This is a genomic window from Actinoplanes cyaneus, from assembly GCF_016862095.1.
GTDB lineage: Bacteria > Actinomycetota > Actinomycetes > Mycobacteriales > Micromonosporaceae > Actinoplanes > Actinoplanes cyaneus.
Window position 1 is genome coordinate 129,446 of the sequence record NZ_BOMH01000028.1, and the last position, 25,323, is coordinate 154,768.

Sequence of the window (25,323 nt, forward strand, 5' to 3'; positions counted from 1 at the left end):
GACAGCGATCCTCTCAGCGGCCGGCGCGGCGGCGCCGCTGCTTGAGCTCGGTACGGACCTCGCGGTCCTCCTCGGCGGCCCGGCGGGCGGCGCTCGCCTTGCGCAGGCCATACCCGAACGAGGCGACCTTGACCAGCGGGTTCGCCGCGGCGGCGGAGACCACGGTGACCAGGTTCGCGACATTGGCGCTGATGTTCTGCGCGTGGTCGGTCATCGTGTCGACCTTGGCCAGCTGAAGGTTCACGCCGTCCAGAGTGACCTGGGCCTGGCCGAGCGCGGTGTTCACGTTCTCCACCGTGGTGTTCACGTTGCCGAGCAGCGGCCCGGTGCGGTCGACCACTTCGTTGATCCCGCGGGTGGCGGCATCGATCGTGCGGCCCAGTTTCAGGATCGGGAAAGCCAGCACGATGACGAGCATCAGGAAGGCGCCCGCCGCGATCAGACCAGCGATTTCTCCGGCGTCCATTAAGCGCGTCTCCTCTTCGGGTGGTCACGGATTCGGCGGGGACAACGTGCAGACCCTACCGTCCGTGACCACCACCCGCTTCACGACGCCTGGGGTGTCGGACTCAGAAGAGGATCATTCTCGTTCAGGACCGGATCCGGCGTCTGGCCGACCGGCCCCGGATTCCTGTCCGTCTTCCCGCGCTCGTCGGCGATCGCCGCCCGCACCTTGATGCTGACCGTCGATCCCTGCGACGCGTCGCACTGCTCCGGGCCGGTCGCGCCCGCCTCCGCGGCCTCGCTCCCGGCCGCCGGCAACGCGTCCGCGGCCACCTGGTCCACGGCGCAGCCGGGCAGGCCCACGGCCAGGTCCAGAGTGAACTCGTCACGGCGGAAACAGGTGTACGTGCCCTCCTCGGCCTTCACCGGCGACTCCGGGCAGTCCGCCACCTTCCACGGTGTCCAGCCGGCCTCGGTGAGCGCCTTCGTGTAGGCCTCGGTGGTCTCCTTGAACGGGCGCTGCGAATCGGCGGTCCGCTCACGGAACCGGCACTCCAGGAAACACCAGCGGCTGCCGCTGCCCTTGTCGTCGGGCTTCTGGTCCGCCCAGGCCGGCACGTCCAGCGCGTTCAGGGAGGCGAAGACCGGGTCGCTGCTGATCGCGCGCAACCCGAAGAACGCCGGGAGCACCAGCAGCACGACCGCCGCCAGCGTGGACAGCGTGATCAGCCGGAGCCGCCGCTGCGTCCGGAGTTTCTGCCGCAGCTCGGCAAGACCGCCTTCGGCCCCGGCGTCCTCGTCGGCGCCGGGTTCGCCCGGCGTCGCATTCCCGTTTCCCCGTACGGGCGTGGCCCCGGCCCCTGCCTTCGGGGCGCCGGTGCGCGCCACGGCGATCGTTCCGGTGCCGTGGTCGGGCCCGTCCGTCCTTCTCCGGGGCTTCCCGAAGCCCGAGTCGGTCCCGAAGCCCGGCGCGTTCGCGCGGCCCGGAGCACTGCCCTGGCCCTGCACGTTTCCACGGGCGGGCACGGACGCGGTGCCCGGCACGGAGGCGACACCCGGAACGGACGCGGTGCCCGGAACCGAAGCGGTACCCGGAACGGACGCAGTGCCGGGAACCGAAGCCGTACCCGGAACGGACGCAGTGCCGGGAACCGAAGCGGTGCCCGCGCCTCGGCCGGGGACGGCTGCGGACCCGGTGTTGCCGGGCACAGCCGCCGTTCCGGCGCCACGGGCCGGTCCGGTCCCGTTCGCGGGCACGACGGCGGAGCCGGTGCCGCGGTTGGCCCCGGGGACGGCCACGGACGCGGCGCCACGCGGGGGGCCGGCAGCATCAGGTTCACCCTTGCCGGGGACAGGGACGGAGGCCGCGCCACGACCGGGCGCGCCGGGCTCCGGCCCGTTCCCGGGGACGGCGGCAGCACCCCGGCGCGGCATCGCACCCGTTTCGGGACCGTTCCCCGGAACGGCGGCAGCTCCCCGGCGCGGCGGGCCACCGGGCTCGCCGTCATGAGGTCCGCCCTGGCCGGGCACCGGCACGGACGCCGCGCCACGACCTGGGCCGGGCCCACCCGGCCGGCCGGGACCATGCGGTCCACCGGGGCCGCCCGGTCCCGATCCACCGGGACCGTTCGGGCCACCGGGAACGCCGGGACCGTTCGGGCCACCGGGAACGCCGGGACCGTTCGGGCCGTTACCGGGTACTCGTGCCGAGCCGGTTCCGGGACCACTGGGTCCGGGAACCGCAGCGGCACCCGCCGCACCGACCCGCGCCGCTCCGGCCACCGAAGCGCCACCACGCGCCGGGCCACCGCCGCGCGGACCCGGAGCCGGCGACACCGGCCCACCGGCGCCGGCCGGGAAGCCCTGGCTCTGCTCCGGCACGGCCCGTCGCCGCCGGCCGCGCGAGGTCGGTTCCGGGCCACCGGTCCCGGCCGGGAAACCCTGGCTGGAATCGGGCCCGCCGGCTCCCGCCGGGAATCCTTGACTCTGGTCCGGTCCTCCCGCACCCGCCCGGAAGCCCTGACTCTGATCCGGCGCACCCATGCCCGCCCGGAAGCCCTGACTCTGATCCGGCGCACCCATACCGGCCCGGAACCCCTGGCTCTGATCCGGCGCACCCGCGCCCGCCCGGAAGCCCTGACTCTGATCTGGCGCACCCGCGCCCGCGCGGAACCCCTGACTCTGATCGGGGTGCCCCATGCCTGCGGGGAAGCCCTGGCTCTGCTCGGGGCCGCCCATGCCGGCGGGGAAGCCCTGGCTCTGCTCGGGGTTGCCCATGCTCTGGTCGGGCGCCGGGCCCCGGCGGGGGCCGCCCTGCGGCTCGCCGCGTCCACGCCGCCCCGGGCCGGCCTGACCGGGCACCACCGCACCCGTGTGGCCGCCGTCCACCGTGCGCCGGTCGGTGGTGAAACCGTCCTCGTCGGGTTGCAGCTGCCCGTTGCCGGGGCGCTGGGCCGGACGCTGAATGACTCCGGACGCGCTCTCCGCCATCGCGCCGGCGCGCCCGGGCATGGCGGGGGAACGCTTCCCCTGCCTGCCGGGCACCACCGGGGGCGTCACCGCCGCGGACGCCCGGATCGGCCGCCCGTCGCCGGGCCCGATCCGCCGGGGACCGGGCACCGCCGGCCCGCCCGCAGCCTGCCCGGGTGCGCCCTGCCCAGGAACGCCCTGCCCCGGAGCCCCATGTGCCGGGCCGCTCTGCCCCGGAACGCCGGCCACGCCGGGTCCGTCGATCGCCTCGTGCCGTCCGGTCCCCTGCTCGCGCGGGCCCTGAGCAGCCCGGCGACCCGTCGGACCGTCCTGCGGCAGCCCGAACCTGTCCTCCGGCTGGGCGTGCGCCCCCGAGGTCGGTCGCGCCGAACCGCCACGCATCCCGGCCGGGCCACCGGCCCGCGAGTGCGCCGGGCCTTCCGGAGCGGCGTGCGACGCAGGGCTGCCCGAGACCGATTGCGGCCCGCGGCCGGCGAAACCCTCGGGAGCCGCGTGCGAGGCAGGCGCCCCCGAGGTGGGCCGGCCTCCGTAGGCGCCGTCCGGACCGTCGCCCTCGTCAGGACGGGCCCGCCGGTTGCGGCCGCGCGAGCGGCGACCGCTGTCGTCGTCGGCGCCCGGAACAGGGCCGGTCTGGTACACGCTCGGCGGCACCGGGTCGTTCTGGTAGACGGCCGGCGGCACCGCATCCGCCGGGAATCCGCTGCCCGCGGGCGGGATCGGCCCGGTCTGGTACACGGCGGGCGGGATCGGCCCGGACTGCTGCGCGTCGACCCGCGCCGACGCGACATCCGTGCGGAACCGATCGCGGGCCGGAGCACCGGGCGACGTCGGCCGGACCGCGGGCGAGACCGGGCGCACCCCGGCGCCGGGGACCTCCGACGGGTTACCGGACCGCGGCACGGCCTGATGGGGGTAGCCAGGACCGCCCTGCCCGGTGAGGTCCACCGGGCGGCCTCCGTCGGGCGGAACCGGAGCACCGGGCCCACTACGTCGCGGCGGCACCGGAGCCGAAGGCACCTGTCCGGGCGGCATCTGCCCGTGAACACCACGCTGACCGGGAGAAACCGGACCAGCCGCGCCCGGCACACCACGCTGACCCGGCGGCAGCTGCCCCGCCCGACCAGGGATCTGCCCCGGCGGCAGCTGACCGGGGATCGGCTGCCCGGCGGGCACCGGCCCGCCACGCTGCCCGGGCGGCACCGCGCCCGGTGGCATCTGTCCCTGCGCCGGCCCGGGCTGCCCCGGCCCACCGGGAGCCTGACCACCACGCTGACCGGGAGCGATCGGCCGCCCGGGCGGAACCTGCCCCGCGCCGCCCGGCACACCCGCCGCACCACCGTTGGGCCCACCCCGCCGGGCCGGCGGCGCCTGCCCAGGAACAGGCATTCCAGGACCAGGCATTCCGCGACCAGGCATTCCGGGGCCGGGCGCTCCGGGGCCGGGCGCTCCAGGACCGGGCGCACCGGGAACCGCCGCACCAGCGCCGGGCCCGGCGCCGGGCCGACCGGCCGCATACTCCCCGGAGCCCGCCTGCCATCCGGGCGCCGCGCCACCGGCGGCACCGCCGCCGGCCGGCTCGTCCGGGCCGAACCCGCCGCCGAAGACCGGCCCGTCATCGTCGGGCTTGTCGTCGGGCCCGGGCGCCATCCGGCCCGACTTGCTGGTCCGCGCCTCGCCGGGACTCGCGCCGGGCCCGATCGCGCCGCCCGACTGCTTCGCCGTGCGCAGGTCGTCGAGCCAGCCCGTCTCCTCACGCGGGAGCTCGACCGGCTCGGCCGGCTGCTCGGCGCGGCCACGTCCGAAGCGGCGGCCCTTCTTGCCGCCGCCCTGCCCGGCGTCGTCGTCGGGCCGTTCGGCACCGCGCGGTGTCACGGCTGTTCCTTCCCGGCGGCGTCGCCGCTCTCGTCTGACCGTTTCTCGTCACTGCCGGGCCCTGGCCCGGCCGCTGCCGATCCCGGCGGGTCCGCCGCCCTGCCCGGCTCGGTTGTGTCCAACGCGTCACCTGCCGGAACTGCCGCCGCCGAAGCATCCGCCGGGGCCGGGACCACCCTGCCCGGCGCACCGGCGGTGGCAGATTCACCCGCGCCGGGGACACCCGCGGCGGGAGCGCCCGGGACCGGGGCACCGGCGTCGGGAGCGCCCGCAACGGAGGCCGCCGACGACTGTGACGCATCCGGGGCCGGAGCACCACCCGCCGCGCGGTCGGCACTCCCCGCCGAAGCGGCACGAGGCGCGAGGCCCCGCACGATCCGGCGCAGGCGCGGCACCCGCTCGCCGACAGCGCGCTCGGCCCCGTGTTCAGTCGGCCGATAGTAGTCGGTGCCGACGAGATCATCCGGAACGTACTGCTGGCGCACGACGCCCTTGGGGTCGTCGTGCGGGTAGCGATAACCGCGGCCGTGACCGAGGCCACGGGCGCCGGAGTAGTGCGCGTCGCGCAGGTGCGTCGGGACCGCCCCGCCGCGGCCGGCCCGGACGTCGGCCATCGCCGCGCCGATCGCCGTGGTCACACTGTTGGACTTGGGGGCGGTGGCCATGTGCACGACCGCCTGGGCCAGGTTGAGCTGGGCCTCGGGCATGCCGATGAGCTGCACCGCCTGGGCCGCCGCGGTGGCCACGAGCAGCGCCTGCGGGTCGGCCATGCCGACGTCCTCACTCGCGAAGATCACGATGCGCCGGGCGATGAACCGCGGGTCCTCGCCGGCCACGATCATGCGGGCCAGCCAGTGCAGGGCCGCGTCGGGGTCGCTGCCGCGCATGCTCTTGATGAACGCGCTGATGATGTCGTAGTGCGCGTCACCGTCCCGGTCGTAGCGCACCGCCGCCACGTCGACCGCCCGCTCGGCGGTGGCCAGGTCGATCTCCTTGGCGCCCTGCGCGATCGCGGAACCGGCGGCGGCCTCCAGCGCCGTCAACGCCTTGCGGACGTCGCCGCCGGCCAGACGTACCACATGGTCCTCTGCCTCGCCGGTGAGCGTGACCGCGCCGCCGAGACCGCGCTGGTCGGTGATCGCGCGCCGGATCAGGGCGCGCACATCGCTCTCCTCCAGCGCCTGCAGGGTCAGCAGGACGCAGCGGGACAGCAGGGGGGAGATCACCGAGAAGTACGGATTCTCGGTCGTCGCCGCGAGCAGCGTGACAGTCCTGTCCTCGACCGCGGCGAGCAGCGAGTCCTGCTGGGTCTTGCTGAAGCGGTGGACCTCGTCGATGAAGAGCACGGTCGGCGGCCCGCCGCGGCGCCGATCGTTACGTGCCGTGTCGATCACCGCACGCACGTCCTTGACGCCGGCGGTCAGCGCGGACATCGCCACGAACTTCCGGTCGGTGGCGTGCGCGACCAGGTGCGCGATCGTGGTCTTGCCGGTGCCCGGAGGACCCCAGAGGATCACCGACATCGGGCTGGAACCGGTCACCAGCTGCCGCAACGGCGCACCGGGGGCGAGCAGGTGCTGCTGCCCGACCAGCTCGTCGATGGTCGCCGGGCGCATCCGGACGGGAAGGGGCGCATCGGCCGCGGGAGCACCGAAACCGGCAGCCTGAGCCGTCGCCGCGGGAGGCGGCGGCAGGTCCGGTTGCGCGAGGGAGAAGAGCCCGTCCGTGTCCATCGCAACCGACAGTACCGGCCCCGGAAGGCCGATCCGAAATGCGATCTCACCGCCTGTGGACAAGCTCCCGGCCCGCGTCCACACCGCTACGGAGCGTGTGTGCGCGGGCCGGAGAGAGAGCGTGTCGAATCAGCCGCGGCCGGGGCGACGGCCGTAGAACCGGCGACCGGTGCCCGTGCCGGAACGCGGGCCGCTGCCGACGCCGGCCAGATAGAGAGCGATCAGCAGGAAGCCGAGCGAGGCCATGGTCGGGAAGTTGATCAGGTCGTGCGCGCCGAAGTCGGTGTTGAACAGGTCGGAGAGCAGGTAGATACCGAAAACGACAGCAGCCGCGATAGCGAGCATCAGGTTCCTCCGGGGGTGAGAGCCGATGCTGGAGTGGTACCCGTGTCGATGGGTTCGGCAAACTTGGGTTTCACCAGATAGAGCGGGGCGGCCAGCGCCAGCACCACGGCGCCGGCCACGATCGCGGCACTGACACTCACGCTCTGCGCGAAGGAGGTCAGCACGATCGCGCCGATCGCGAACCCGGGCTGGCCCACCATCGAGTTGAGCGAGAGCAGACTCGTCCGGTACTCCCCCTCGGCCTGCCGGTGCAGCAGTCCGGCGTGGACCGGATTGGCCGCGCCGTGCACCGCGTACGTCAGAAGGAAGCCGGTGATGACACCGGCCGGGCCGGCCAGCAGCCCCATGGCGACGATGGTCAGCCCCTGCAGGATGCGCAGGGCGAACCCGGTCCAGGCCGGGCCGGCGCGGCGGACCAGCAACGGGATCAGCGCCGCGCCGGCCGCCGAGGCCGCCCAGCCGGCCGAACTGACCGGGCCCATCAGCGCGGCCGCGGCCGCGTCGCTGCCGACCACCTCGCTGAGCCGGACCGGCATCAGCTTCTCGAAGGTGACCATGCCGAAGCTCCACAGCAGCTCCACCGAGATCAGCGCGAGAACCACCCGGGAGCGGCGGGCCAGGCGCAGCGCGGAGCCGATCGCCACCGGCACGCCGCGCACCGAGGCGACCCAGGCCGTCAGGCCGCGGGCGGGGCGTTCCTCGCGCATCAGCGTCGCCACCGCCAGGGTGCTCAGCATGCTCAGGCCGAGCGCCACCACCAGCGGCACGGTCAGCGCGCTCAGCGACCCGATTGGGCCGAGCCAGATCAGACCACCGCTGAGCAGGGCGCCGGCCGCGATGGCGAGGCTGAGCGCGACCGAGCCGTGGCTCAGCCCGGTCTCGATGTCGGCCTTCTCGTCAGCGGCGAGGGACTCGTCGACGAACCAGGAGTCGAGCGGGCCGCTGTCCAGCGCGCGGAAGATGCCCTGCAGGAACCAGGCCACCGCGAAGAGCGTGACCGTGTCGGCGACCGTCATCACGGTCAGCGAGACCAGGTTGACCACGCCGGCGATCAGCAGCACCGGCCGGCGGCCCAGCGCGTCGGCGAGACCACCGGTCGGCAACTCCAGGAGCAGCACGGTGATGCCCTGAACCGCGGCGGTCACCCCGGCCTGCGCGATCGTCAGCCCGCGATCCAGCGGCAGCAGCGTGATCAACGGGACGGTGAGGCCCACCGGCAGCCACCGGAGGACGATCAAGAGCAGAAACCTGAGCCTGATTTCCCGTACGGCCATGATCACGCCTCCTCGTCCGGTCCTTCGCCGATCCGCGGCAGGCCGGCCACGTACAGCACGACGGGACGCGCGTCCGGGCCGGGCTCGTCCTGGCCGAGCCGCCGGTAGCGGTCGATCACGCCCTCGATCTCCCGCAGCAGCGCCTCGGTCTGCGCCGAGCCCAGCCGGAGCATGTAGTCGGAGATCTCGGCGGTCTCCTGCCAGACCACGGGCTCGTCCGGCAGCGCGCGGCGCCAGTTCTGCGCCAGCTCGGCGAAACGGCTGACCTGGAACGCCTCCAGCCACTCGGCGGCAGCCGTGGCCTCCGGGTCACCCTCGTAGTAGCTGCGCCGGAAGCTCGACATGTCGTGCGCGGCCCGCCACCACCGCTGCCGGCCGGAGCCGGGCCGTTCCTGTTCGACGACGAGCCCGACCTCGGCGAGCTGACGCAGGTGATAGCTGGTCGCGCCGGTGTTCGTGCCCAGGTCGGCGGCGAGCGTGGTCGCCGTCGCCGGGCCGCCGGACCGCAGCCGGCCGAGCAGTCGCAGCCGCAGGGGCTGCGCGAGGGCCCGGATCTGCGGACCGCTGAGATGCACCTGTGTGAGTTCGTCGGCCATGGATCCACAATAACTGTGCACAAGGATTGTGCATAGCTATTGTGCATGATCGGCATGGACGTGACCTGAGCTGCGGCTTCATCTCGGTTGACATGAATCGAGGTTCAAGTAGCAGGCTCGTGAGCATGGGAAACGACACGCTTGACGAAGCGCTGCTCCGCCTCCACGACACCGGACCGGAGTTCGACGGATGGCTCTCCAACCACGCGCCGATGGCCACCGAGGCGCTCATCCACAACGGGCACGCGGACGACGTGCACCGGTGGATCGACCGCTACCTGGAACGCCTCGAGGAACGGCCGCGCGGCATCTCCCCGATCCTCGCGGACAGTTGGCGGGAACCGCTCGGGGACTTCGGCCGTACCGGGGACTGGCTGATCTTCTTCGATCGTGAGGCACGCACCGCGCCGTGGCGCGACGTGCTCGCGACCTGGTGGCCGCGGCTGCTGCCCGGCATCGCCGCCGGCGCGACGCACGGGGTGATCCGGGTCGGTCACGCCGTCCGGGCGCTGCTGGAGCGGGAAACCCCGGAACGGGTCGCCGAGCTGGGCCAGGGCCTGGCCTACTGGGCGGCGCGCTGGCAGCCGCTCGTGCCGGCCGGGCGCGGCCCCTATCGCAGCACCGACCCGAGAAGCGCGCTCGACGCCGTGCCGCGCGTCCCCGATCAGCGCTTCGGGATCCGCAGCAGGCTCGCCCAGCTGGCCGAACTGCCCGCCTGGCCGGCCGCGGCCGGATCCGTGCCCGGGGCCGGGGCGGACACCGACCGGCTGCGCGAGATCGTGGGGGCGGCCGTCCGCCGGCACCTGTCCTACGGATACGGGAACCCCGTGATGATGGTCCACGCTGCCACCGCGCCGGCCGCGGTGCTGAGGGTGCTGCCGGCGCTGCCGTCCTCGCTGGTGGCTCCGAGTCTCGCCGCGGGCTGGGCCGCGGCGGCGGCGGTGACCGCGGCCTACTCGCCGGCCGAACCCGAGCCGCCATGCTCCGAGGTCGGCCAGGGGAACTCCGCCGGCCCTGTTCAGGGCCCCGCCCCCGCCCCCGCCTCCACCACCGAATCGGCCCTGTCGTCCCGGGTCGACGTCGCCACGCTCCCCGGCCCGGCCGAGCCTGCGCCACTCGACGCCGCCGAGGTCTTCGACCGCGCTGTGAACTCGGGCGACGCTCACGCCATCAAGTTCGCCGACGCCGCCGTCGAGGCATGGCACGCCGGCGGCGACCCGGTCCTGCTGCGCGCCGCCGTACACGCCACCGACCTGATCGGCCCAGCCTGACGTCTGCGAGCCGAGCGCCGACCCACCGAGCGTCCCGGCTGGCACTCACGGTCGAGAACCAGCCCAGCCACAACCATCACCGCCAGCCGACCACGCTCAGCTGGCACTCACGGTCGGAAACCGGCCCGGACACAACCATCACCACCAGCCGACCACACTCAGCTGGCACTCACGGTCCAAATCCAGCCCGACCCACCACCACCATCCCCACCAGCCGGGCGTGGACAGCTGGTGCGGGCGGCAAAAGGCCGGCGGACTTGCATGGACTACGAGCCACCTCGAACGCCGGCCACCGGCCAGGTGCCACATGCCACGTGCCGGCGGCGTGCGGCGTGCGGCGTGTCACGGAGCTTTCGCGCCTCTCGAACTGCTGCGGCTGACCGCCCGCCGCTTGAGTCGCGGGCCACCGGACGGTGGGTGCTCACGACGTACGGGAAAAGGAAGAATGAGCCGCGCGGACCCGGCGCCGAACCGCGCGGCTCGCATCAGTCGGCGAGTTTGAAGAGGAGCACCGTCTCCCACTTGTGCATGTCGGGCTGCTCGACCGGGTTGGTCATCATGATCTCGAGGCGCGCGTTCCACCGCTCCCCGGTCGGGGTCGGTGTCATGTCCCAGGTCAGCCCGTTGCGCTGCCCCCAGTCCAGGAGTCGCGCGGTGATTCCCATCAGTTGGTCGGGGTGGCCGACGTGGCTGACGGTCGCATATCGGCCGGCGGGGAGGGTGTCCATGAAGTCCGGCGGCTCGACCGGGGCACGGCCGGCGACGGGGATGCCTGCCTCGACGACCATCTCCGCCGCCATGTCGATCATGCGGTAGCGGAAGAACGGCGCGCCGGTGATCTGGATGCCCCGCTCACCGAGGCCGGAGAACATGGTGGGCAGGTGGTCGGCGACGCGCGCGAACTCGGTCATGCTGATCGATTCGCGGCGCCCGACGTACAGCTGCTCGGCGCATTGGACGATGGTCGGCTCCACGCGAACCAGTCTCACAGGATCGACGGTCCCGCGCACGCCCGGTGACGACCCCTGTGGATTGTGGATAACGCAAAGCCCCGGCGAGAAGCTCTCGCCGGGGCTTTGACCAGCTACGTCAGTTCGAACGCTCGACCGGGGCGGCCTGGCCGTCGGTGCCGGGCGTGCCCGCTGCCGCCTTCGGCTTGGCGTCGACGCCGGCCTCCAGGCGCTGCTGCGCGGTGATCGGCGTGGGCGCGCCGGTCAGCGGGTCGAAGCCGCCGCGGCTCTTCGGGAACGAGATGACCTCGCGGATCGAGTCGAAGCCGCCGAGCAGCATGCAGGTGCGGTCCCAGCCCAGGGCGATGCCGGCGTGCGGCGGCGGACCGTACTTGAACGCCTCGAGCAGGAAGCCGAACTTGTCCTGCGCCTCCTCCGGGGTGATGCCGAGCAGGTCGAAGACCCGGCTCTGCACGTCGCCGCGGTGGATACGGACGCTGCCGCCGCCGATCTCGTTGCCGTTCACGACGATGTCGTACGCGTACGCCAGGGCCTTGTCCGGAGCGGACTCGAAGTTGTCGAGCCACTCGTCGTTCGGCGAGGTGAACGGGTGGTGGACCGCGGTCCAGCCGCCCTCGTCCGTCTTCTCGAACATCGGCGCGTCGACGACCCAGCAGAACGCCCAGGCGGACTCGTCGATCAGCTTGGCGCGCTTGGCGATCTCGATCCGGGCGGCGCCGAGCAGCTCCTGCGCCTCGCGACGCTCGGTGGCAGCGGCGAAGAAGACCGCGTCGCCCGGCTTGGCGCCGACCGCGTCGGCCAGGCCCGCCAGGTGCGCCTCGGACAGGTTCTTCGCGACCGGGCCGCGGGCGGCGCCGGTCTCCGCGTCGAGGACGACGTAGGCCAGGCCGCGGGCGCCGCGCGCCTTCGCCCAGTCCTGCCAGCCGTCGAGCTCCTTGCGGGTCTGCGCGGCACCGCCAGGCATGACGACGGCGCCGACGTAGCCGCCCGCGTCGATCGCGCCGGCGAACACCCGGAACTCGGTTCCGCGCAGGTACTCCGTGAGCTCGACGAGCTCGACGCCGTACCGCAGGTCGGGCTTGTCGGAACCGTAGCGGTTCATCGCGTCGGTCCAGGTGATCCGCGGGATCGGCAGCTGCACCTGGTAGTCGGCGAGCTCGCTCCACAGCCGGGAGACGATCTCCTCGCCGAGCGCGATGATGTCGTCCTGCGTGACGAACGACATCTCGATGTCGAGCTGGGTGAACTCCGGCTGCCGGTCGGCGCGGAAGTCCTCGTCGCGGTAGCAGCGGGCGATCTGGTAGTAGCGCTCCATGCCCGCGACCATCAGCAGCTGCTTGAACAGCTGCGGGGACTGGGGCAGCGCATACCACGCGCCGGGCTGCAGGCGGACCGGGACCAGGAAGTCGCGCGCGCCCTCGGGCGTCGACCGGGTCAGGGTCGGCGTCTCGATCTCGTTGAAGTCGTGGGCGTGCAGCACCTCCCGCGCGATCTGGTTGGCACGGCTGCGCAGGCGCAGCGCCTTGGCCGGGCCGGAACGGCGCAGGTCGAGGTAGCGGTACTTCAGGCGGATGTCGTCGGACGCGGTGATCGCGTCGTCGATCGGCAGCGGCAGCGGGGCGGCCTCGGAGAGCACTGTCAGCTCGCTGGCGACGACCTCGATCGCGCCGGTGGCCAGCTCCGGGTTCTCGTTGCCGGCCGGGCGGGCGTTGACCTCGCCGACGACCTTCACGCAGAACTCGTTGCGCAGCGCGTGCGCGTCCTCCTCGCGGAAGACCACCTGCACCACGCCGGAGCCGTCCCGCAGGTCGACGAAGATGACACCGCCGTGGTCACGGCGACGGGCCACCCAGCCCGCCAGCGTCACCGTCGTGCCGGCGTCAGTGGCACGCAGACTGCCGGCGTCATGGGTCCTGATCACGGAAACGTCTCCTAACCGAGTTTCGCGGGGCGCACCCGACATTCTGTCAGGGTCGCCCCGCGCTCCGTGTCACGGGCCGGTTTGCCGTGGTTGGTCCGGATCAGTCACGGGCCGGCCGGCCGGATCAGTCACGGGCCAGCCAGGAGGTGGCGCGCAGTCCGGCGGTCCCGGTCGCGCCCACGTCGGTGATCTCCACGAGGACGAGCTTGGCCGGCTGGGCCGCGGTCAGCACGCAGATCGCCGAGCCCTTCTTGACCGGCACCTGCGCGCCCGGCCCGAGCGGACCGTTCCGGATCGCCCGCCGGCAGTCGTCGGCGTTCAGGTCCGCGGTTGCCACGCCGGCGCCGGAGGTGGCGCCCGGCCCGAGCGACAGCTGGGCCGGGTTGTTGCCGCATTTGCTGTCATAGCGCAGGTCGGAGGTCTGCTGTGCGGCGCCGGCGCGAGGTTCGTCGAGGTCGAGGTAGACCAGCGCGGCGCAGCCGATGCGGATGTCCAAGGGCTCTTTGGCGTACGTCACGGGCAGGCCGGTGGTGGCCTGTGCCGCGACCGATTGTGGTCGCTGCGGCGCAGTGCTGCCCGGGTCGCTGCCGTTCAGCCGGTAGAGGAGGACCGCGACCGCCCCGGAGCCGGCCAGCGCCAGCAGACTGATCGCGAGCGCGGTCAGCGCGAGCTTGCGTCCCTGCTTCCGAGGCGTGGCCGGCGCCGGCTCGTCCACGGACCGGGCAGGCGGGAGCGGTGGTGTCGCGGGTTGCCCCGCATCCCTGTCCGGCGGCGCCGCGGCCGGGGGCGTCAGCGGCGGAACGCCGATCCGGGACAGGACGCTCGCGGGCGGCGGTGGGTTCACCGGCGCGGGAGCCGTTGCCGGCGGCTGATGGCGGATCGGCTGGGGTGCCGGCGGGCGGCCGCGGATGGGGCGGGGAGTCCCCGGGTCGTGCTCAGCGGGAGTCGCCGCTGCGGCGCCCGCCGCTGCCCGGGTGTCCTTCGCGGTCCCGGGGGTGCCGGTCGGCGTCGTGCTCCGCGCGGCGGGAGCCCCGAACACGTCCTGGACCTCCGGAGAGGTGCGGGACCTCACGACGACGGGAGCCTCTCCGACGAAGCGCTCCCGTCTGGCACCGGGCGGAGGCGTCTTCCCGGTCTCGGGGCTGGTCTCCTGACCGGCCTCCGCCGGGTCGGTAGCGAAGCTGGCAGCGCGAAAAACCGGCATAGGGGCCTCCGGCGACGAAGTGGGAGAAACTGCCCAGAACGCTAGAGCCCATGATCGCCGAGCGACATCCCCCGGTCAGGGCATCACACCCCGGGACCAGCCGCGCCGCCCGGCGGACCTCAGCGGAATTCGCGGACGACCTCGATCGTGCCGACAAGGTGGTCGTTGAACTCCTCCAGTTCCTCGGCCGGCACCCACAGCTCGAGAATCGTGTCACCGCCGGCCTGCCGCACCGGATAGCGCGCCGCGAACGCCGCCTCCACCTCGAAACGGGTCACATAGCCGACGCCCGAGGCCGGCACGTTCCAGTCCCGGGCGATCCGGACCGCGTAGTCCTCGTTGAGCACCGGATAGAAGATCGGCTGGTCCGGCAGCCGGGGTGGCCACCGCCGCCAGCCGGACGCCCGCACCAGCTCGAGCTCCTGGGGCCCGGTGGGCCGCCACAGCGTCAGCGTGTCAGTCATGCCGGGCAGTCTCCCAAGATCGATTCGGCCTCGTCATGCCGTTTACGGCGTGCGCGCGGCACTGGGCCGGAGAAGACCCGGGCCCGCTCAGAAGTACGTGTGCAGCACGTCCACCACCCGCCGCTCCTCGTCGACCACCGGGATGTCGCGCCACTTGTCGAATGCCGTACACGGGTGGGAGATCCCGAATCGCACCAGGTCACCGGGCATGACCGGGACATCCTCGGGCACCTGGAGGTACGTGTGGTGGTCGTTGAGCCGGGTCACCCGCAGCCCGCCGGCCGGCCCGCTCGACCCGTCCGTCCGCCGGATCTCCATCGGCACCGGCAACCCCTCGTCGAACGGCGCGTCCCGTTTGCCCATGCCGGCCAGCGCCAGACCGGGCTCCGGCGTGGACAGCACCTGCGCCCAGATCTCCAGCGCGGCGGCGAGCGGCCCCTCGCCGGGAACCCGCGCGAACGGGGTGCGCTCCCGGTAGAAGCCGTCGTCGTGGGTGACCGAGGCGCCGCTGCGCAGGACGAGCCGGGCTCGTGGCGCCAGCCCGGCCAGCCGGTCGGCGACCCGGTCGAACCACGCGCTGCCCCCGGCCGAGACCAGCGGCTCCGCGGGCAGCAGGCCGGCCGCCGACAGCCGTTCGAACCCCTCGGCCAGCCGATCCAGGTACGCGTCGACCCCGGCCTGGTCGTCGAGCTGACCCTCGTAACCGGTCACGCCGGCCAGCTCGACGCCGGGCGCGGCGACCGCGGCGCGGGCGACCTCCTCCAGTTGCTCGAGCGTGCGCACCCCGGTCCGGCCGCCCGGATGGCCCAGCTCGACGAGCACGCGGGCCTGCCCGGCCGCGGACGCCGCCCGTACGCCGGGAAGGGAATCGATCTGGAAGACGACCTCCCAGCCGGCCCGGCTCTCGGCGGCCAGCCAGCTCAGGGCCGTGGGATCGAGCACCTGGTTGGCGATCAGCACCCGCTCGACGCCGAGCCGGCGCAGCACCAGCGCCTGGTTGGCGGTGGCCACGGTCAGGCCCCACGCACCGGCGCGCAGTTGTGCCTCGATCAGGCCGGGCGCCATCGTGGTCTTGGCGTGCGGGGCGAAGTCGAACCCGTGGCGCCGGCACCAGGCGGCCATCGTGGCGATGTTCGCCTCGGCGGCCGCGCGCCGCACCACCATCAGCGGCCAGGTGAAGTCGCCGTCGAAGAGAGCCGGCCGCCGCGCCGAGATCTCCTCGGCCGTCCGGGTGCCGTGCGGCAGCCAGAACCCTTTGCTCCGCCAGTCGATCGTCATCGCCGGCCTCCTGCCCACTGTGGGATATGGTTCGCCAATGGCTCGATCGCGACGCCGACAGCCGCGCCGACGAGCGCGGGCCGCGCGAGGTGATCGCGTTCGCGCACGGGTTCAGCCTGCCCCGCGACGACCGGGCCGGCCACCGGGGCGTCCCGGCTGCCGAGCCGTCACCGGGCGGTGACCGTGACGTTCGACCTGCTCCTGACCGGTGGCACGCTGATGACCGCCGGCTCCGCGTCGCGCGACGACCCGGGAACCGGCGACCGTGACACGGTCATCGAGTCGCACGGCGACCTGGGGATCAGTGACGGGCGGATCGTCGCGGCCGGCCCCGGCCTGCCCCGCGACGCGCATCGGGTCGTCGACGTCTCGGGAAAGCTCGTCACGCCAGGTCTGATCGACCTGCACACGCACGTCGGCCCGGGTTACTGGGGCATCGACCCGGACCCGGTGGCCTGGCACTCCGGCGTGACCACCTGGGTCGACGCCGGGTCCGCCGGGGCGTTCACGCTGGACGGTCTGCGCCGGGTCGCCGCCACCGCCGGCGTCCGGGTGCCCGCGCTGCTGAACATCTCCGCGATCGGCCTGGCCGGGCGCACCGGCGAAAGCCGTGACCTGGACAACTGCGATGTCCCGCTGGCCATCGACACCATCCTTGCCGACCGTGAGCTGATCCGCGGCGTGAAGGTGCGCGTCGACCGGGAGACCGTCGGCGACAACGGCGTCGAGCCTTTGCGGCGCGGTCTGGCGGTGGCCGCGGCGTGCGGCGTGCCGGTGATGGTCCACATCGGCGCGGCGCCACCCGCTCTCGACGAGGTGCTCGGCCTGCTGCGGCCCGGCGACGTCGTGACCCACTGCGCCAGCGGGATCGCCGCACCGCTCGGCCCGGCGGTCCACGCGGCGGCCGCGCGCGGGGTGCGGCTGGACGTCGGGCACGGTTCGGGCGGCTTCGCGTTCGACGTGCTCGAGCAGCAGCTGGCGGCCGGGCTGCGGCCGTTCACGATCTCCACCGATCTGCACGCGCGGTCGCTGCACGGGCCGGTCTTCGACCTGCCCACCACGATGGCGAAGCTACTGGCCGCAGGGGTGCCGCTGACCGAGGTGGTCGCGGCGGTCACGGTCCGGCCGGCCCGGCTGCTGGGCCTCGCGGGCGGGACCCTGGAGGTCGGTGCTCCCGCGGACGTGGCGATCTTCGACGTACGCGACGAGGAGTTCCCGGTCGCCGACGCGCACCGGCAGGTCCGCACGTCGCCGGTCCGGCTGGTCAACGAGGCGACCTACGTGGCCGGGCGGCTGCTGACGCCACGGTTGCCGGGCCCGCCACCACCGTGGGTTCCGCTCACCGATGCGCAGCGGGCCGCACTCGACGCCCGGGCGCGCCACCTCCGTGACCTGCTCGCCACGCCCCTGGTGGGGGTGGACGGCCTGGCCGACCAGTTCCCGAGACCGACAGTTCCGTAACACCGACAGTTCCGTGACACCGACAGAGGAGTTCCTGATGCCCAAGCGCGCTGTGATCACCGACCGGGCCGCGCCCGCCGGTGGGCCGTACTCGCATGCCGTCGTGGCCGGCGACACCATCTACCTGGCCGGAGCGGTTCCGGCCCGGCCCGACGGCACCTGGGTGACGGGAAGTTTCGCCGAGCAGGCCCACGCCGCGTTCCAGAATCTGGCCGCGGTCGCCGAGGCAGCCGGGGCGAGCCTGGACGACGCCGTCCGGGTCGGCGTCTATCTGCGGGACTTCGACGACTTCGCCGAGCTCAACGAGATCTACGCGCAGTACATCAAGGGCGAGCACCTTCCGGTACGGACGACGCTCCCGGTGCCGTTGGTCGGCTTCGACATCGAGATCGACGCCATTCTCTACGTCGGGGATTGACCCCCCGAGCCGGCAGCCACCGGCTCGGAGGGCGTTCCGGGACGCAAGGGTGGGGATAGCGCGGGACCGTCCTGGGTAGAGGGACACACATGCCTAAACCCGGAGAGTTGCTCGGCGGACGGTATCGACTCGACGAGCGCATCGCGGCCGGCGGCATGGGCGAGGTCTGGGCGGCGACCGACACCGTGCTCAGCCGCCCCGTCGCGGTGAAGATGCTGCTGGGCGGTCGCGGGACCGATCCCGGGTTCCTGAGCCGGTTCCGCCACGAGGCGCGGACGATGGCCGCGCTCCGGCATCCGGGTGTGGTCCAGGTGTACGACTTCGGCGACACCGAGGACGACGGCGCGTACCTGGTGATGGCGCGTGTCGGCGGCCAGCCCCTGAACCGGGTCATCGCTGACCGCGGGCAGCTCTCGGTGGCCGAGACGATGTCGATCGTCGCGCAGGCCGGCCGGGCGTTGCAGGCCGCGCACGAGGCCGGCGTGATCCATCGTGACGTCAAGCCGGGCAACCTGATCATCGAGCCGGACGGCACTGTGGTGCTGGTCGACTTCGGGGTGGCCCGATCCGCGAACTCGGTGACGCTGACCGGAGCGCGCGAGGTGGTGGGCACGGCGCTCTACATCGCGCCGGAGCAGGTGTCGAAGCAGGCCACCGGGCCGGCGGCGGACCTCTACGCGCTCGGCGCGGTGGCGTATCACTGCCTGACCGGGCGACCGCCGTTCCTCGGGGACAACCCGCTGGCGGTCGCGCTGCAGCACGTCACGGACGAGCCGCCGCCGCTGTCCCGGGACGTGCCGCGCCCGGTGCGCGACCTGGTCGGCATCGCCCTGGCGAAGCAGCCGGAGGAGCGGTTCCCGTCCGCGGCCGCGATGGCCGCCGCCGCGGAGGCCGCTGTCGCCGACAGCGTCCCCAGCGCGACGCTGACCAGTCTCACCGCGGCCACCGGCGCTCTCGCGGCCACCGGCGCCATGACGGCGACCGCCGCGACCAGCGGCGGCCTGACGGTCACCGGAGCGGGCAGCCCGAACGGCGGCACGGCCGCGACGCCGCGCGGCGACCAGGCGAGTTTCGGCCTGGCGCCCCGGACCGGCGGCACCGGGCCGGAAGAAGCGACCGGCGTGGATCCGGACGCGGCGACGCAGAAGGTCGCGGCCGGCGCGTTCGCGGGCCGGGCCATGGTGGGAGCGCCCCGTTTCGACGACCTCCCGCCGGCCGGTCCGGTCCAGGACGGCCGGACCATGGCGGACGGCAGCCTCCCGGCCGTCGTATCCCCCGGGACACCGGACCCCGGCCCGGCCGGACCGCCGGCGGTGACCCCCGGCGACGTCGCCGGAACGCGGAGCGGGCCGGACCGGGGACGGCGCACCCTGATCGCCGTCGCGGCGGCCGTGCTGGTGCTGCTCGGCCTCGGCGCCGCCTTTGCCCTGGCCGATCCCCTCGACCTCTTCGGTGACGATCCCACCGGCGGCACCACTCCGGCCACCAACCCGTCGGCCGCCGCCACGAAGGATCCCGCTCCCAAGTCGACCGGCAAGGGCAACAGCGGCAACGACCGGCCTCAGCAATCCGTCACCTCGAGCACCCCGAAGGCCAGGACGACGTCGCCGGCCGCCGGCGCCCAGCCCACCGATGACGCCACCACCCCCACGACCAAGCCGACGACCGAGCCGGCCGAGCAGCCGACCACGGCCGCCCCGACCCAGACCCAGACCACCGGGGACGACGACGAGGGCGACACCGGCGGCGACAACGGAAACAGTGGAACCGGCGGGAACAACGAGGGAAGCGGGAACAACGGGGGCAGCGGCGGCGGGAGCGAGGACGAGGCCACCGGCGCCAACGCCCTGGACGGCATCGGCACGCCCTGAGGGGCGATGCGGCGCGTACGCATCGGATCCGTGTTTTGATCTCTGTGGCGTCACGACAGGGAAGCGCCGGGTGGCGTCATCACCCAGAAACACGGAACGGTTACACGGCGGAAACGTCCCGATGCAAGCATCTCCGGGCGCACCCAGGAGGTTCCTTTGTTCCTCAGCCGGCACGAGCAGGATCGACTGCTCATCCACGTGGCTGCCGACGTCGCCCAGAAACGGCGTGACCGTGGGCTCAAGCTGAACTACCCCGAGGCCACCGCGATCATCACCGCCTTCCTGCTGGAGGGTGCCCGCGACGGCCGTTCCGTGGTGGACCTGATGGACGCCGGCCGTCACGTGCTGACCCGCGACGACGTTCTGGAGGGCGTGCCCGAGATGCTCGCCGAGGTGCAGGTCGAGGCCACCTTCCCGGACGGGACGAAGCTGGTCACCGTGCACGGGCCGATCGCATGATTCCCGGCGAGGTCCTCCTCGGCGAGGGCGCGATCACGATCAACCCGGGCCGGGCGACGCTGGAGTTGACCGTCCGCAACACCGGTGACCGCCCGGTGCAGGTGGGCTCGCACTTCCACTTCGCCGAGTCGAACGCGGCCCTGGAGTTCGACCGGACCGCCGCCTGGGGGCACCGGCTCGCCGTCCCGGCCGGCACCTCGGTCCGTTTCGAGCCGGGCATGCCGCGTGACGTCGTGCTGGTCCCGCTCGCCGGCAACCGGGTGGTGCCGGGGCTGCGCGGCCTGGCCGCCGGCGCGCTGGACACGCTGCCGCCGGCCGCCGAGCCGGACCCGGCCGACATCGAGCCGGCCGGCTCGCTCGACGAGGACACCGGCGAGGCGCAACCCCACGGCGGCAACGGGAACGGGAGCCCACGGTGACTTCGCTGGAACGCAGCCGGTACGCGGCTCTCTACGGCCCGACCGCCGGTGACCGGATCCGTCTCGCCGACACGAACCTGCTGCTGGAGATCGAGGAGGACCGCAGCGCCGGCCCGCACCCGGGCGACGAGGTGGTCTTCGGCGGCGGCAAGGTGATCCGCGAGTCGATGGGCCAGTCCCGCGCCACGCGCGCCGAGGGCACGCCGGACACGGTGATCACCGGTGCTGTCGTCGTCGACCACTGGGGCATCGTCAAGGCCGACGTCGGGATCCGGGACGGGCGGATCGTCGCGATCGGCAAGGCCGGCAACCCGGACACCATGGACGGCGTGGACCCCGGCCTGGTGATCGGCGCGAGCACCGAGATCATCGCGGGCAACGGCAAGATCCTCACGGCCGGGGCGATCGACAGCCACGTGCACCTGATCAGCCCGACCATCCTGGACACCGCGATCGCGTCCGGCATCACCACGATCATCGGCGGCGGGACGGGGCCGGCCGAGGGCACGAAGGCGACCACCGTCACGCCCAACGCGTGGCACCTGGCGCGGATGCTCGAGGCCCTGGACACGTACCCGATCAACGTCCTGCTCCTCGGCAAGGGCAACACCATGTCCGAGGAGTCCATGTGGGAACAGTTGCGCGGCGGCGCGGGCGGCTTCAAGCTGCACGAGGACTGGGGCACGACCCCGGCCGCGATCGACGCGTGCCTGCGGGTCTGTGACGCGTCGGGCGTGCAGGCGGCGATCCACACGGACACGCTGAACGAGGCGGGTTTCGTCGAGGAGACGATCCGGGCGATCGGCGGCCGCTCCATCCACGCCTATCACACCGAGGGCGCCGGTGGCGGGCACGCGCCGGACATCATCACCGTCGCCTCGCTCCCGTTCGTGCTGCCGTCGTCGACGAACCCGACCCGGCCCTACACCCGCAACACGCTGGCCGAGCACCTCGACATGCTGATGGTCTGCCACCACCTGAACTCGGCGGTGCCGGAGGACCTGGCGTTCGCCGAGAGCCGGATCCGCCCGTCGACGATGGCGGCCGAGGACCTGCTGCACGACCTCGGGGCGATCTCGATGATCGGCTCCGACTCGCAGGCGATGGGCCGTGTCGGCGAGGTCATCCTGCGCACCTGGCAGACCGCCCACGTCATGAAGGCGCGGCGCGGGGCGCTGACCGGTGACGGCCCGGCCGACAACAACCGCATCAAGCGGTACGTCGCCAAGTACACGATCGCCCCGGCCGTCGCGCACGGCATGTCGGCCCTGGTCGGATCCGTGGAACCCGGCAAACTCGCCGACCTCGTGCTGTGGGATCCGGCCTTCTTCGGCGTACGCCCGAGCCTGGTCCTCAAGGGTGGGATGATCGCCCATGCGCAGATGGGGGACGCGAACGCGTCGATCCCCACGCCCCAGCCGATGCTGCCACGGCCGATGTTCGGCTCCTACGGTGTCGTGCCGGCACAGACCTCCGTCGCGTTCGTCGCCCCGGCCGCGATCGACGCCCTGCTCAGCGACCGGATCGGGGTGAAACGCTCACTCGTCCCGGTCGGGGACACGCGGTCGGTCGGCAAGGCAGACATGCCGCTGAACGACGCGATGCCCCGCATCGAGGTCAAGGCCGACACCTTCGAGGTACGGATCGACGGCGAGGTCGTCGAGCCGGATCCGGTCACCGAGCTGCCGATGGCCCAGCGGTACTTCCTCTTCTGATGAGTCTCGCGACACTGTTGCTGCTGGCCGACGGGCGTCTGCCGTCGGGCGGGCACGCGCACTCGTCCGGTCTGGAGGCGCAGGTCTCCGCCGGCCGGGTGCGATCCGTCGAGGATCTGGACGGGTTCCTGCGCGGCAAGCTGGCGACCGGCGCGCTCGTCTCCGCGGCGTTCGCGGCCGCGGCCTGCGGCGACGTCGCACGCTGCGCGGACCTCGACGCCGGCCTCGACGCGCGCACCCCGTCGCCCGCGCTGCGCAGGGCGTCGCGGGCGCAGGGCCGGGCACTGCTGCGGGCCGGCCGCGCGATGTGGCCGGTCGCCGCGATCGGCCGGGAGCCGCACCAGCCCGTCGCGCTCGGCGCGCTCGCGGCCGCAGCAGGGCTGTCACCCGCGGAAACCGCGGTGGCGGCGGCGCACGGCGCGATCACCGGGCCGGCCGGCGCGGCGGTCCGGCTGCTGGGGCTCGACCCGTACGCGGTGCACGCGCTCCTCGCGCGGCTCGCACCGGAATGCGACCGGATCGCGGAACTCGCCGCGAAACGGTCCGGCGACCCGGTCGACGACCTGCCGGCCGCGGGCGCTCCCCTGCTCGACATCGGCGCCGAGCACCACGCCACCTGGGAGGTGCGTCTCTTTGCATCCTGAACATCCCGAACCGCATCCTGAACATCCCGAACCGCACGAGCACGGCCCCGACGAGGTCCCGCACACCCATCCTGACCCGGGTGTCGACCCGCACGCCCCGCTGACCGGCGGGCCCCGCGCGCTGCGCATCGGCATCGGCGGCCCGGTCGGCTCCGGCAAGACCGCCCTGGTCGCGGCGTTGTGCCGGACGCTCGGCGAGCAGCTGCGGCTCGCCGTCGTCACCAACGACATCTACACCACCGAGGACGCCGACTTCCTGCTGCGCAACGGCGTCCTGCCGGCCGAGCGGATCCGCGCGGTCGAGACCGGCTGCTGCCCGCACACCGCGATCCGCGACGACATCTCCGCGAACCTGGACGCGGTGGAGGACCTCGAGGCGTCCCTGGGGCCGCTGGACCTGGTGCTGGTCGAGAGCGGCGGCGACAACCTGACCGCCACGTTCAGCAAAGGCCTGATCGACCAGCAGATCTTCGTGGTCGACGTGTCCGGTGGCGACAAGGTGCCGCGCAAGGGCGGCCCCGGCGTGACCACCGCCGACCTGCTCGTGATCAACAAGACGGACTTGGCGCCGCTGGTCGGCGCGGACCTCTCGGTGATGGACCGCGACGCCCGGGCCCGCCGCCACGAGCTGCCCACCGTGTTCCTGTCGCTGGCCGAGGACAAGGCGGCGACCCCGGTCGCGGAGTGGATCCGCGGGCTGGTCGCGGCGCGGGCCGCCGGGACGCCGGGGTGAGAGCCGAGGCCCGGGTCGCCGCCGAGTCCGACGGGCGCGGCGGCACCCGGCTCACCACGCTGCGCGGGCAGTCCCCGCTGCTGCTGCGGCGCACCGGTCCGCGGGCGAGCGCCGGCGTCACCGTGCACCTCGTCGGCGGGGCCGCCGGGCCGTTGCGGGGCGACGAGCTGCGGCTCGAGATCGAGGTGGGGCCCGGTGCCCGGCTGGAGCTGCTCAGTGTGGCGGCGCAGCTCGCGCTGCCCGGCCGGCCGGCGCCCGCGTCGCGGTTGACGATCACCGCGACGGTCGCGGCGGGCGGGACGCTGCGGTGGCTGCCGGAGCCGCTGATCGCCGCCGCCGGGTGCGATCACGTCGCGATCACCCGGGTCACGGTGGAGACCGGCGGGTCGCTGCTGTGGCGCGACGATCTGGTCTGCGGGCGGCACGGCGAGGATTCCGGCGACTTCGTCGCTGACACCCTCGTCCGGTACGGCGGCAGCACGCTCTACCGCCACGAGCTCGCCGTCGGCCCGCGCGCCGCGGGGTGGAGCGGCCCGGCGATCCTGGGCGGCGCCCGAGCGGTCGGCACGGTCGTGACGGCCGGCCCGGAGTCCATGGTCCCGGGTGCCGCCGGTCCGGACGCGGCGGTCATGCCGCTCGCCGGGCCGGGGATGCTCGCCACCGCGACGGGCGCGGACATCCGCCACGTCCGCGCCGCCCTCGACCCGTTCTGCGCCGGGCACCCGACGGCTCGCCGCCCCGGGGCGCCGGTCGCGGCCTGACCCGTCGTACCCGTCAATCGGTTGCGGAGACGGCGAAGGGCGGCCGAAGCCGCCCTTCAGGCGTAAGGATCACGCCGCTACGGCGATCGGAACGCCGTGACTGTCCGTCAGGGCAAGCCGCGTGTGCAGATTGCCCTGCTGCTGCACCTTCGCGAAGTATTCGCTGCGGCGCCTTTGCAGACATCCCTTCCGCGTACGCGGTCCGCCCGCCGCCACGGTCAGCAGCTCCGGCGCGAGCGAGCTGTTCAGGCCCTCCCGCAGCAGCCGCAGCGCCTCGGTGCGTAACTGGGAGATCCGCGACTCGGTCACGCCGAGTCGCGCCGCCACCTCGCTCAGCGGCTGTTCCTGCAGGAACGACTCCTCCACCACCTGGCGCAGCCGTTCGGGCAGCGCCTGGATGGCCTGGTGCAGGTAGCCGAGACGTTCCCGTTTGAGCAGCAGATCCTCGGGGCCCTCGGACAGCTCCGGCACCATCTCCTCGGCCGCCCCGGTGGGGAAGCCCTGGAGGCTGAGCAGCGACGCCTTCTGCACGTCGTCCTCGACGCTGGCCAGTTCGGAGATCCCGACGCCGAGCATCTCGGCGACCTCGGCGTCACTGGGGGTGCGCCCGAGGGCGGCGGTGAGCTCTTGGCGGGCGGTGGCCGCGCGCCGGGCCCGGGCCCGGACGGATCGGCTTGCCCAGTCCTGGCCACGGAGTTCGTCCAGCAGAGCACCGCGGATCCGCACGGCGGCGAAGCGGTGGAAGGGGATGCCGCGGGTCACGTCGAAGGAGCGTGCCGCTCCGAGCAGCGCCGCGAATCCGGCTGACGAGAGGTCATCTGCGTGGACGTGGCCGGGCACCCGGTTGAGCAGTTCCCGGACCAGATGGCCAACCATCGGCATGTGTTCGCGGATCAGGTCCTCCATGTCGCGCGCGGAGGGCGCGTCGTGGTGGATGCCGATGGTGGCGGGGAGTTCGGTCGTGACGGTCACGTAGTCC

General features: G+C 73.5%; 22 protein-coding genes. 10 read left to right on the forward strand and 12 right to left on the reverse strand.

From position 1 onward, the window contains the following. Nucleotides 1-13 precede the first annotated feature (13 nt). The 6 genes from Acy02nite_RS18470 to Acy02nite_RS18495 form a co-directional block, all read right to left on the reverse strand. Entirely contained in the window at nt 14-466 is a 453-nt protein-coding gene (locus Acy02nite_RS18470) for a DUF948 domain-containing protein (protein ID WP_203742186.1), read from the reverse strand. 80 nt (nt 467-546) lie between these two features. Next, the gene (locus tag Acy02nite_RS18475) at nt 547-1,488 is read right to left on the reverse strand and encodes a hypothetical protein (protein WP_203742187.1); all 942 of its coding nucleotides are present in this window, start codon (nt 1,486-1,488) and stop codon (nt 547-549) included. A 3,314-nt stretch (nt 1,489-4,802) separates the two neighbouring features. After that, the gene (locus Acy02nite_RS18480) at nt 4,803-6,539 is read right to left on the reverse strand and encodes a replication-associated recombination protein A (RefSeq protein WP_203742188.1); all 1,737 of its coding nucleotides are present in this window, start codon (nt 6,537-6,539) and stop codon (nt 4,803-4,805) included. A 129-nt stretch (nt 6,540-6,668) separates the two neighbouring features. Further along, on the reverse strand, nt 6,669-6,884 hold the full coding sequence (locus Acy02nite_RS18485) for a hypothetical protein (RefSeq protein ID WP_203742189.1): 216 nt from the start codon (nt 6,882-6,884) through the stop codon (nt 6,669-6,671). Beyond that, entirely contained in the window at nt 6,884-8,158 is a 1,275-nt protein-coding gene (locus Acy02nite_RS18490) for an MFS transporter (protein WP_203742190.1), read from the reverse strand. Before Acy02nite_RS18490 ends, Acy02nite_RS18485 begins: the two co-directional genes overlap by 1 nt. Nucleotides 8,159-8,160: 2 nt before the next feature. Then, nucleotides 8,161-8,754 carry a helix-turn-helix domain-containing protein gene (locus tag Acy02nite_RS18495; protein WP_203742191.1) on the reverse strand — a complete coding sequence of 198 codons (594 nt, stop codon included), beginning with the start codon at nt 8,752-8,754 and terminating at the stop codon, nt 8,161-8,163. 125 nt (nt 8,755-8,879) lie between these two features. Here Acy02nite_RS18495 and Acy02nite_RS18500 point away from each other — a divergent pair, with 125 nt between their 5' ends. Further along, nucleotides 8,880-10,025, forward strand: a complete 1,146-nt coding sequence (locus tag Acy02nite_RS18500) for a questin oxidase family protein (protein WP_203742192.1) — start codon at nt 8,880-8,882, stop codon at nt 10,023-10,025. Nucleotides 10,026-10,510: 485 nt separating this feature from the next. On the opposite strand, the gene Acy02nite_RS18505 is transcribed toward Acy02nite_RS18500, so the two are convergent. From Acy02nite_RS18505 to Acy02nite_RS18525, 5 genes are all read right to left on the reverse strand, one after another. Continuing rightward, nucleotides 10,511-11,014, reverse strand: coding sequence for a GyrI-like domain-containing protein (locus Acy02nite_RS18505; protein ID WP_239174981.1), 504 nt, complete (start codon nt 11,012-11,014; stop codon nt 10,511-10,513). A 100-nt stretch (nt 11,015-11,114) separates the two neighbouring features. Next, nucleotides 11,115-12,917, reverse strand: coding sequence for an aspartate--tRNA ligase (gene aspS, locus Acy02nite_RS18510; RefSeq protein ID WP_203742193.1), 1,803 nt, complete (start codon nt 12,915-12,917; stop codon nt 11,115-11,117). A gap of 124 nt (nt 12,918-13,041) precedes the next feature. Next, nucleotides 13,042-13,632, reverse strand: a complete 591-nt coding sequence (locus Acy02nite_RS18515) for a hypothetical protein (RefSeq protein ID WP_203742195.1) — start codon at nt 13,630-13,632, stop codon at nt 13,042-13,044. Nucleotides 13,633-14,240: 608 nt separating this feature from the next. After that, complete coding sequence (locus tag Acy02nite_RS18520; protein WP_203742197.1) at nt 14,241-14,585, reverse strand: hypothetical protein; 345 nt, start codon at nt 14,583-14,585, stop codon at nt 14,241-14,243. Between the two features lie 87 nt (nt 14,586-14,672). Next, entirely contained in the window at nt 14,673-15,863 is a 1,191-nt protein-coding gene (locus tag Acy02nite_RS18525) for an alanine racemase (protein ID WP_203742199.1), read from the reverse strand. 183 nt (nt 15,864-16,046) lie between these two features. On the opposite strand from Acy02nite_RS18525, the gene Acy02nite_RS18530 reads away from it, so the two are divergent. The 9 genes from Acy02nite_RS18530 (at nt 16,047) to Acy02nite_RS18570 (ending at nt 24,344) form a co-directional block, all read left to right on the forward strand. Further along, nucleotides 16,047-17,324: an amidohydrolase family protein gene (locus tag Acy02nite_RS18530; RefSeq protein WP_239174983.1), complete on the forward strand. Its 1,278-nt coding sequence runs from the start codon at nt 16,047-16,049 to the stop codon at nt 17,322-17,324. Nucleotides 17,325-17,361: 37 nt separating this feature from the next. Next, complete coding sequence (locus tag Acy02nite_RS18535) at nt 17,362-17,742, forward strand: Rid family hydrolase (RefSeq protein WP_203742201.1); 381 nt, start codon at nt 17,362-17,364, stop codon at nt 17,740-17,742. 89 nt (nt 17,743-17,831) lie between these two features. Next, nucleotides 17,832-19,613, forward strand: coding sequence for a serine/threonine-protein kinase (locus Acy02nite_RS47500; RefSeq protein WP_307872284.1), 1,782 nt, complete (start codon nt 17,832-17,834; stop codon nt 19,611-19,613). Nucleotides 19,614-19,769: 156 nt separating this feature from the next. After that, nucleotides 19,770-20,072: an urease subunit gamma gene (locus Acy02nite_RS18545; protein WP_203742203.1), complete on the forward strand. Its 303-nt coding sequence runs from the start codon at nt 19,770-19,772 to the stop codon at nt 20,070-20,072. Continuing rightward, on the forward strand, nt 20,069-20,491 hold the full coding sequence (locus Acy02nite_RS18550; RefSeq protein ID WP_203742205.1) for an urease subunit beta: 423 nt from the start codon (nt 20,069-20,071) through the stop codon (nt 20,489-20,491). Before Acy02nite_RS18545 ends, Acy02nite_RS18550 begins: the two co-directional genes overlap by 4 nt. After that, nucleotides 20,488-22,206 carry an urease subunit alpha gene (locus Acy02nite_RS18555; RefSeq protein WP_203742207.1) on the forward strand — a complete coding sequence of 573 codons (1,719 nt, stop codon included), beginning with the start codon at nt 20,488-20,490 and terminating at the stop codon, nt 22,204-22,206. Before Acy02nite_RS18550 ends, Acy02nite_RS18555 begins: the two co-directional genes overlap by 4 nt. Continuing rightward, nucleotides 22,206-22,850, forward strand: a complete 645-nt coding sequence (locus tag Acy02nite_RS18560; protein WP_203742209.1) for an urease accessory protein UreF — start codon at nt 22,206-22,208, stop codon at nt 22,848-22,850. The genes Acy02nite_RS18555 and Acy02nite_RS18560 overlap by 1 nt, the downstream gene beginning before the upstream one ends. Beyond that, a complete protein-coding gene (gene ureG, locus Acy02nite_RS18565; protein WP_203742211.1) occupies nt 22,840-23,583 on the forward strand; it encodes an urease accessory protein UreG in 744 nt (247 codons plus the stop codon). The genes Acy02nite_RS18560 and ureG overlap by 11 nt, the downstream gene beginning before the upstream one ends. Then, the gene (locus Acy02nite_RS18570) at nt 23,580-24,344 is read left to right on the forward strand and encodes an urease accessory protein UreD (protein ID WP_203742213.1); all 765 of its coding nucleotides are present in this window, start codon (nt 23,580-23,582) and stop codon (nt 24,342-24,344) included. The genes ureG and Acy02nite_RS18570 overlap by 4 nt, the downstream gene beginning before the upstream one ends. Nucleotides 24,345-24,413: 69 nt before the next feature. Here Acy02nite_RS18570 and Acy02nite_RS18575 read toward each other — a convergent pair whose 3' ends face one another. Then, the gene (locus Acy02nite_RS18575; protein WP_203742215.1) at nt 24,414-25,316 is read right to left on the reverse strand and encodes a sigma-70 family RNA polymerase sigma factor; all 903 of its coding nucleotides are present in this window, start codon (nt 25,314-25,316) and stop codon (nt 24,414-24,416) included. Between the last annotated feature and the right edge of the window lie 7 nt (nt 25,317-25,323).